At 66.9% G+C, this 683-nt stretch carries 1 protein-coding gene and 1 pseudogene; both read right to left on the minus strand.

Annotation, left to right across the window (positions count from 1 at the left end; genetic code table 11):
- Positions 1–429 (minus strand): annotated as a pseudogene (locus FGX59_RS37200) (IS66 family transposase); the annotation flags it as partial.
- Between the two features lie 58 nt (positions 430–487).
- Positions 488–683, minus strand: a 196-nt coding sequence (tnpB, locus tag FGX59_RS37205) for an IS66 family insertion sequence element accessory protein TnpB (RefSeq protein ID WP_206078572.1), incomplete at its 5' end; no start/stop codon positions are given.

Genomic DNA, 683 nt, shown 5'->3' on the forward strand with positions numbered 1-683 from the left:
CTCGCCCATCTTGGCGATCCGCGCCGAACCGCAGCAGTCGCAGGCGGCCGGTGCTTCGACCACCACCCGTTCCCGCGGCAGGTGGTCCGGAAATGGCTTCCTCACGGGCTTGCGCCGCTCGAAGCCCGCTACCTTCGTCGTCTGCTCTGCCGTCTGTCCGGCCCGGGCCGTGTCCTCGGCGGCGCTGGCCACCAGTTCCTCGAGCTGCAATTCCAGCTGGTCGATCAGCCGGGCTGTGCGTTCCGCTCTATGGCCGTACTTGTCGCGGCGCAGCAGCGCGATCTCGAGCTTGAGCGCAGCGATCATCGCCTCGGAGGTCGAGGCCACCGCGCGGACCTGCGCGAGCTCGGCCTCGGCGGCCGCGACACGCGTGTCCGCCGCCGCAAGGGCGGCGCGCAGGCGGGCGATCTCGTCGGAGGCATCGGTCATGGGAGGAGACTATCACGCCGCCCCCGCAGACAAAGGAAAATCACGTCATGGCAGGGCTTTATCCTGCCTTTCCGGGCCTTTGCGTCCAGCGCGGATTGCGCCAGTCGATCCCTTCCAGAAGATAGCCAATCTGGGCCGCAGACACCCGGACAGCCTCGCCGGATCCGCTCGTCGGCCAAATGAATTTGCCCGCTTCGAGCCGCTTCATGTAGAGCGACATGCCGACGCCATCATGCCAGATCAATTTCACCAGG

It is taken from the genome of Poseidonocella sp. HB161398 (assembly GCF_005870025.1).
Classification (GTDB): domain Bacteria; phylum Pseudomonadota; class Alphaproteobacteria; order Rhodobacterales; family Rhodobacteraceae; genus Mangrovicoccus.